At 37.2% G+C, this 9,486-nt stretch carries 3 protein-coding genes; all 3 read right to left on the bottom strand.

The window, feature by feature from the left end:
- On the bottom strand, positions 1-2,179 hold a 2,179-nt coding region (locus tag HCO57_RS16450; protein WP_167989933.1), incomplete at its 3' end, for a collagen binding domain-containing protein.
- Between the two features lies 1 nt (position 2,180).
- Positions 2,181-4,262, bottom strand: coding sequence for a fibronectin type III domain-containing protein (locus tag HCO57_RS16445; RefSeq protein ID WP_167989932.1), 2,082 nt, complete (start codon positions 4,260-4,262; stop codon positions 2,181-2,183).
- Positions 4,263-4,267: 5 nt separating this feature from the next.
- Positions 4,268-9,100: a hypothetical protein gene (locus tag HCO57_RS16440; protein ID WP_167989931.1), complete on the bottom strand. Its 4,833-nt coding sequence runs from the start codon at positions 9,098-9,100 to the stop codon at positions 4,268-4,270.
- Positions 9,101-9,486: the final 386 nt, after the last annotated feature.

Here is a 9,486-nt window from a genome sequence, read left to right as displayed (position 1 = left end):
AGCTCGTATCCGTAGTACTACGTACCCAAAGGTAATACGTGCCTGCCGTTAATCCTGATTGGCCTGCTACATCATAGGTCGTCCAAGTAACCGTTGTTAAATCGGGGTTCGCTTGGGTATCTAGGTAGTATTCCGCAGCGGTACCTAGGTTGGTATCAAAGGTCAGGGTACTGGTACCTCCAAAACAGTTTATCACCGTGGTAGCTACGTTGCTTATTTCTATGTTGGCTCCAGAGTCTATGGTAAATTCTGCTGAGGATATTAGGTTCGGATTACTAAAATCATTGCCTTGGTTTACCGCTTGTATGGTGTAGGTGTCAAAAACCAAATTGTTTACCGTAATCGCATTGGCATCCGTAGCGGTACCATTGGCGATTACCGTTGTACCGTCACTGGCCAAAACACGGTAGGGACGGTCGCCTACACCACCACTTATACCGAAATCTACGCTACCCGCTCCCGCAGGGTCGCAATTATCTGCCGTAGTGCTGTTGACCGTAATCACGGGTAGGGTAACCCCCGTGACCTCGATACTATCCGTATACGTACAAGTACCTGCACTTAGGGTGACCGTATAGATGCCGGATGGCAAGGAGGTAAATGAATGTTCACCGCGATTGGCCACTGTTAAGCTTTGTTCTGGAATAGTATTGATGGACAAGGTCATCCCTGCTCGGCCCGTGATGTTGTTCACACTTACGGTTCCGTCATTGGCTCCTGGATAGGACTCCGGGCTGGAGCTCAAATCAAAGCCTAAGGGAACGGGGGCAGCAATGGTGAGGTCCGAAAGGGTCACATGACAACCATCCGTATTGGCCAAACTACTGTTCCCAGCAACTACCTTTATATTATAAGTGCCCGCATTTAGATTGGGGATACTAATAGCTCCCGTAGTACTTTCGGTCCAATCCACAAAACCACCGCCACTATCTACACTATAATAATATCGTGCAGCATCAGTATTAGCATAACCACCTCCTGAAACGTTAAAACCAATGGTGCCCTTGTCTCCGGCACATTCTGGCTGGGTAAAAACGGGCGTGCTCACTGACAATGCCGATGGCACCCTAATGTAAAATGTCTCCGTGATATTACCGCTCTTAACGTTGAATGTATCGCCTAAATCCTCTACTTCTTGGTAAACGATGTAATAAGGCTGGCCGGTATTATTTCCTGGCAAGCCCGCTAAACCAGAATATTCTCCCTCGTATTCACCAGTGTCTGGGTTTAATTGTAGCGGACCCAGGTTATTGCCAGATTCTGCTGAGGTCCGAAAATTTACATCCTCATAAACGTCTGTTGGCCTAGCCGGTATAGAATCGGTTACATTACCTACAAAATCATCCGCATTGCCCTGATAGATATAATACCGCATAAAATAACCCTCTTCCACGTCATCTTCAAAACCCAAACGTATTTTACCATCTCCTGAACCAGCGCAAGTCTCATCTTCAGTAGTTAAACTACTGTGTTCGATGGAGCAGTCCCTTTTCTCTAAAATAATACTGTCCGTAAATTCGTTACCTACATCTTCAGAATAAACTATTTCTAATTCAAAAACAGTGTTTGAATCTATAAAAGCCAAGTCGTTGGTATCAAAACTAAAATTAAAAGGATGTTCTCCATATGCAATTAGATTTGAAGTAAAATCCTGATAATTTATATTAACACCATACTGTAAATTCGTGTTACAATTGTTAATATTAAAAGTTAAATCATCACATCCATTCCACTCATTATTATCATATCTGTCTAAAATGTTGTCAACATCATTTATAGATATTACTCTAAGTTTATTTATTTCTACACCTCCAGTGTTGTAAGAGTTATCGTTATAGCATGAGATAAAACTATCTTCATAAACATTGGGTGGAGGTTCTGGACAATAAATACATGAAAAAACAACATACTCGTATCTAATTTGTGTATAAACATTTGGAGATTCAACAACAAAGTTTTCAACGTATGTAACTGGTTGAAAAGCATCCGGATTACCTACATTGGCACCAACTTCCGCAAATATTCTTTCTCTATTACCTTCTTCGTCTACTAGAAAAATATACAATCTATTTGCTAAAGCCTCTGGAGTAATAGTAATATCTGCTTCAACCTTATAATAATATTGGCTATTTATTATTTGGATTGAAAATAAAATCGAAATATAAAGAATTTTTTTCATCCTAATATTTTACTTGAATTTTCTTAATAGGCGTCATTACACCTAACCTACTAACTCCCTGTATACCATAACTATATAGCGTGTTTACAGAGATATCCACATCATTTAAGCCATTGCTTTCTTTATCTAGCGTTCGGTACAACCGCAAAGGTCCACTGTTAACACTTTTGTACAAGCGGTACTCGCTTATGTCTTCATTTTTTATACGCCATTGGATGGCTATAAACCTGAGCTCTCTATTAGGCACTGCCGTTAAGTTCATCGCTTTTTCTGTAGTTGTTTGTCCCTTACGCTTTACAATTATTGGCTTGGCAGGGGTACTTTCTAATCCGGTGCTGTCTTTTGCAATAACCGTATAAGCAAACGTACCAGCTACCGTATTCTCATCCATAAAAGTGGTATCGCTTTCCAATACTTTGAGCTGTAACCATTCTTTGCTTTGGGTCTCCTTTTTAAATAGAATATGCGCTTTTACATCTTTACTACTACTTGGTACCCAAGTAATTGCTACACCTTCCGCATTATTTGCAAACGATTTTATTACAGGAGGAGAAGGAGGTAAAACATCGGGAATATTTAAAGCGAATACCTTAGAAAATTCTGAAGTATTATACCTTTGGTCTTCCGCCGTTACCTTATAGTACATCTTGGTATTCAAGGTTTTGATGGTAATCGTATCAGTAAAACGATTATCTTTTATCAACGCTGGACTTACCATAGAAAACTCAGCAGTTTTAGAGGTATTTCTATACACCCGATAACCGGCCAAATCTACCTCTGTATTTCTATTCCATTCTAAAGTTACTACGCCAGTAGTATCTATTTTGGCCGTTATGTTTACTGGTGGAGCTGGTGGAGTACTATCTATTGGTTGCACCATGGAAGAATAGGATTCACTCTCTATGCCATTTTTGCCAACAGCCGTAATTCTAAAATAATTTATTGCCTTTAGCCCTCTATAGGTGATTTTTCTTTGATTAACAGGGATGTTTTCTACTACTTTATAATAAACACCATCGTCTTTATTGCTTCTGCTCAAATAAAAACTTTGAATGGCTTCGTTTCCTTTTTCATTGTACTCCCATTGTAATTCTACTGTATTGGGATCTAAGATTTTTTTCCTAGAAATTCTAGGGGTAAATGCTAATCTTTCTTTAGGCATACCCCCTACTTCTTCTGAATATGGCCCTACTTCACCAAAAGCCGTAAAACCTTTTACTCTATACTTATACGATTTACCGTTAGTAATGGAGTCTTGATAGAACAAAGCTGCACTTTGACCATCTGCTCCTTGCTGCGCATTAAATATGGGCGATGTATTAACTTGCTCAAAAGGATTACCGTTAACAGAGCGCTCCAAATTGTAGCTCGAATAAATATACTTCAGCAAATTAAAGTCCCATGTTACGTTAGCCACACCATCTCCAAAAACCGCAGATAGTTCTATAGGTTTGGGTAATGCCTCATAAAAAGGTGTACCAGCTACTACGGCAGATTTATCAATTTTTATTGCTTCTTCATCGGTCGAAGCCACCTTAACGCTGTAGATGTATTTTTCACCTTTTATTATAGACGTGTCTTCAAATGCCCAACCTGCTAACTTAGCGGCATCCCAGCTTTGTTCTGCTGCTAATAGAGCAAACGTATGTCTTTGCTCCAACTCTTCATTAATGGTATAAACCATGGTCATGGTACTATTGCCTGGGGGCGTAGCATTAAAACTTTGACCGTATAATGCTTGCGCTAAAATCGCGGCATTCTGATTTTGCGTGGCCAAATTTTCCCAGGCCTCTAATGGAGCAGGTTTTAATGGTTGGGTTGTTAAAATTATCCTAGGACCGTTATCTAGAGCAAGACCATTACTTTCTATAGTAATGCGTTCTATTAAGAAACCAGATTCATTAGCTTTCTTCCACGCATAAGGTTGATCTACAGCCCAACGCAAAAGCACTTTGTCTTCTAAAGACCGTGCAATAACTTTTACCGAAGGATTGGCGGTATTAGTAAGTTCTTGACCAATGGTTAACTGGGTAAACCCAAGAATTATAGGTAAAATTAAATATGTAAGTATTTTACTGTACATAGCTTTTAATCGTTTTTATATCTGATGGTATACCCCTTTTGATAGCGATTGCCTGGGGTTCTATAGATTAATTCTGCTTTATACGTACCAAATGGCATAGCCGGAAAAACTTGCATTAAGTAACTGTATTGATTATACCCAGCTGAACCTGGTTCATACCTATTTGCAATAGTATTTCTAAAATGTGCAAAATCTATTTTGTATTGCATTGGTAAATTATACACAAACGGTATTCTATTTTTTACCCATGAAGAATTAGGGTTCTCCTCTAGATTAGCAATGTAATTAGTACTAATGTAAAATGACCGTATGGGAGGTACACCTAATACTTCTGCTGATTGTTCACCTCTATCCACATAAATGTTTCCATTTAAAGGGTATTCATTGTATACTAAAGGCTCGATTACATTATTAAAATAATTGTCTGTTAGTTTTGCTTGCGCATAAACTAGAGGTTGCGAATTGGTATACCTACCCCCAAAAATCTCTAACGCATCTAAATACTCATAATTGGCGACCTTAATACTTAAACTGTGCACATCTGCTACGATGTAATTAGTAATGTTATTTGTTATTTCTAAATCACTTATTTTATCACCAAAACTAGAATGTTGACTTGTATGAAAATTATAGGTAAGTATTGGTTTTGGAGCTCCGTTAGATATTTTAACATTAGCAGCCTTTTTATTACTTACCACAACACTACTGCCCACATTTTTATTCTCTTGAGTATCTGAATCTGGATTGTACCAAGCTGTATCTCCTGCATCCTCTTCTGAGTATACTTCAGATTCTTCTACAACAATTTCTGTTTCTATATTGGCTCCTGGAGGAAAAGCGATGATACTTACTTCATAGTCACTTTCTAAATCCATATCTGGAATATCGAAGAATACCAATTTATTGGCTCTATCATAAGATAAATCTGTTCTTATACCTTGCCCGTTGGCAATAAATTCTGCTCTCATCTCATATTCTCCTTGGAACAAATAATCTTGTGTGGTAATCATCTTTAGATAACCCGTTTTATATTCTTCTGGATAAAATTGTCCTTGGTCCACAACAGGGTAGATGTATTCTATATTTTCGAAAGGAATGTGGTCTGGTGCTTCGTCTGTCTGAAAAACAATTTCTTTCTTCTCCTTAACTGGGCTACCATTTTCTAATAAGGGTCTAAATGCACCATTTACGCGTTCTTCAAACGACACTTCTACTAACACCTTGATATCTTCTTTAGAAGGTAAGGTTTCCTCTGGTTTAAAGGTTATTGCATCTTTAGAATCGTTCCATTCTGTTACACCATCGATTTCTTGACCCAGATGCGTTACTTTAAAAGTATCTAAATGAATACGAAAAGTTTTTTGCCCTTCTGCTAAGTCTACTGTTACTTCCTCATTAATAGCATAATTAAAGACCGCTTGCGGAGCAGCAAAGACAGAAACATCATCTGCACCGTTGTTAGGTTGAACATCTGATATTATTGGGACCCCTACTCCTTCTGCAATATTAGAAAGTTGGCATTCCTCTCCCATTTCTACTTTTAAACGCATTCTACCTTTAACCAACCCTCCAAGAATATTGTAATACATCCCCACATACCCTTGAATATATACTGGATTAGGAAATTGTCCTCTTAACATAGCGGCAATACCAGCTTCGCCAATTTTAAATTTTCCTTTTACAAATAAAAGATTGACGTCTATACCAAATTCTCCATAGATATAAGCATACACCTGCCCCATAGAATACCAGCCGTTATTACCAACTGGTCCTGGACGACCAACACATTGTGCATCTGGATAAAAAGCATGCATAACATCAAATCCTGCTCCAGCCTCTATTGATGCGTAAAATAGTCCGCCAGTAAATGATTTTCGGTAGGCAAAATTCAAACCAAAAGCAAAACCTCTACCCGCTTGTAGTTGGTTTTCTTGTCTATTATTGTTTAACATATCTCTCCCAAGAATTTGAACAACTCTTGGATGTGGATCTAATTGACTTGGCAACTGAGTTCCGGTCATAAAATAACCACCAACCTCAATTTCCGTCATTTTTACATCAAAGATTAAAGAAATACGTTTTTGCGGTGTACCTATATAAACATACCAATCTGTTGGACTTGTATGAATTTTTGCATAACCTGCCATATTGTTTTGTCCACCACCACGTAAACCAGGCAAATCTATATACAATTCAAATTCACCATCAAAAGTGTCATTGACAAAATCTTTTTCTATACCAACATACACCCCAACTTTACCTGAGCTTGCCACAGAACTTAATGGAATCGCTTCTTTAGAAGCTTCCATATAATTACCATCTTCCTTTAACTGGTTAATTTGAGTTGAATCTTCTTTTATTTTTTCATCTACTTCCTTTAATGTTTCTGCTAAGGCTGCAGTGTCTCCTGTTTCCTTTACGTAATCATTATTACCCATGAAAGCTCCTTCTCCAATAAACCCAATTCTGTTTAATCCTCCATGTGTATTAAACTCCATATCTAAATAGGCTCTACCTGAGAAAGTACCTGAGTTTTTTGAATTAATTTGAACGCCAGCTCTAATACCTAATCCAGTTTCACTATCAGGCTCATAAACAGAGTTTTCAGGACTGAAACCACTGTTATCAGAAACTTTTCTCATTTTATTGGAAATACCGCCAACAAAAGAATCTATAAGAAGTTTGTTTTTAGATTGCGTATTACCATTTTTAGTTGTCCAGATATCTACACTCCAATACCGAAAGTCTTTAGCTCCAAAAATCGCTTTTCCGTTAGCATTGAAACTTAGCTTTTCTATATCTGCCATTAACAACCCTTTGAAACCATTACCATACAGAGGGTCATCTTTCATAATTTCAAGACCACCCTTTAAAGCAATACCGCTTTTCTTATAGTCAATTTTTATTGCAGATAGTTTTACTTGATCAAATTTCCAAGCTTTACCATTCTCCTCTGTATTCCCTAGAATAGCCAATTTAGTTGTTGCACCAGCACCCGACCCATCCAAATTTACAGTTAAATCAAATTCTAAACCGACTTGTTTCCCAGGAGTAATCAAACTTAAATTGCTAATTGTGGCAGGAAAATTCATCAAATTGAGATTACCTTCAAAACCAAACTTCTTAGCCTGAATCTTTTTTGTCCCTGGTTGTGTTTGCAATTCTAATTCTTCAAAAACTATGCCTCTAAAATTAATAGCTCCACTTTCTTCTTCTTCTTTTGTTTCGCTACTTGTTGTTTCAGATTTATTGTCTTCCGCACGTTGTTCTACAGTTTCTGGGGTATCATTTAAGTTACCTGTTATACCCATAGTACCTGTAAGATTGGCATAAGGATATACTTTACCTTCTAATACATCAATAGCTACGCTACTGTTAGGAGCTAAATTCAACTCTCCCATAAATACAGGAGCACTATAAGCCTCTGTCAAACTAACTTGCAAACCGTAACCATTTTGATGTATATAACCATTATAATCCATTGGTTGTTTTAAAATGGGAACTGAAATATCCCCGCCCATTGAGCCACCTTGCACATTATTTGCTAAAAGTGATAAAGAAACATCTTCTATAGTAAAAGCCCAATCCCCAGCAGCACCGTTACCAGCAGTTAATATATTCTCACCGAAAAAAGTCCCAGAAATACCTTGACTGTCTAAAATCAAATTAGTAGCGCCAAAACTTACCCTCCCGTTAGATGCATTTTTATCTTCTATCCCTTGAGGCAACATCACACTTATTTCTTCTGCATAAAAACCCCTCCATAATTTTAGGTCTGCACCTCCATAAATCGCTTCATATTCCTTGGGTAAATTCATTTTGGTAGACCCTCGCGTATCACTTAAATCTAATACCACATTCTTGGTATAAAAACCCCAGCCATCTAGCCCAACCACCTCAAAAGGATCTAAATCTACCTCCAAAAAAATATCATTCCATCCCGATGTTTTAATGTCAAATGATGATCCAACATAACATTCCTTACTTACAGAACTTTGTGTCAAAAAATCCAATTCATTGACATTAGTACATTTTGGTGTTCCATTAGAATTTAGTGGTTTTAAAACCTGTCTCGATACTCTTACATCTCCCTTTAATCCTATTCCTTTCAATCCATCACAATCAAACTCTACGTAACTATCATCAGAAAAGGCTCCATCATTTTCTAAATCGATATTCCCCTTAAGGGTTATTAACCATTGATCACCATTTATAGGTATACCCACATCACCTAGCAAAACAAGCCTCATATCTCCAGCTAAACCTCCATCATGTGTTAAGGTGATATTTTCAGCCCCAAAAATCAGTTCTTTCTTTGCGTTATTACTGCCTTTTTCTGGTATTTCTAATTTGGCATAAGCTTTTAAAATGGCGTGTTGAGGCGTAAATTCTACTTCTGAAATTGCTAGGGTTACCGTATTTCCTGTAGAATCTCTCTTACGCATACCAATAGGGAGCTTTAATAATTCCTTTCCCGTAATTTTATCAACAAAACTTCCTAAACCTTCTACGGTTTTGAACAAACTATAGGCTTTTGCAATCAATGTATCTGTTTTGGGATTCCTCCCAAAATGTTCTTCTAAATATGCCGGATTAAATTCTGGTTCACTAGAAGCATAATTCAAAGAAAATGAAGTTAGCTGTTGCTCTAGTTGCGTATCTACCTCTGGAAATGTTCTTACAACTTGTGGTGTAATTGTATGATTTTTCTTTTCAACTTTAGAAGCTGTAACTGTAGAATCTTTTCCACTACCACTTTTAATAACTGTTGCGTTTAAGACAAAACTAGAAATAAACACAAAAACGAACCCTAAGGCGTAGTGTAGTTTGTTGGTCATACGTTAGTTGTTTGAGGCTTATACAATAACTGATTTTCTTACCGTTTCGTATAAATATTTTTTATAATCTATTGAAAAAATTAATTTAACATCTAGTTGACTCGGGCCACAGATGTATACCCATTAAATAAATTTTCCGCATTAAATTTAAACATAACTTTAACAGTCATCGAAAGTTTTCGATAAATAACTAAATACTTTAGGAATTTAACATTTTGGAATGAAATTATAAATTAGACTATTGACTGTTCATAATTGTTATGTTTTAATCACTTTTCTTAGGTATTTTCCATACGGGGTTTCTATGAGTACAGCGTATATGCCTGCGGGTTCAGAGCTGATATCCATTGCCATTTGGTAATAATCTTCTCCCCCTACCTTTTCTG

It is taken from the genome of Croceivirga sp. JEA036, from assembly GCF_011882165.1.
Lineage (GTDB): Bacteria > Bacteroidota > Bacteroidia > Flavobacteriales > Flavobacteriaceae > Croceivirga.
This window is presented reverse-complemented; position numbering and strand designations above follow the sequence as displayed.

Coding starts and splice junctions, on each gene's coding strand:
- HCO57_RS16445 (WP_167989932.1), bottom strand. CDS start 4,262: ATGTACAGTAAAATACTTACATATTTAATTTTACCTATAATTCTTGGG.
- HCO57_RS16440 (WP_167989931.1), bottom strand. CDS start 9,100: ATGACCAACAAACTACACTACGCCTTAGGGTTCGTTTTTGTGTTTATT.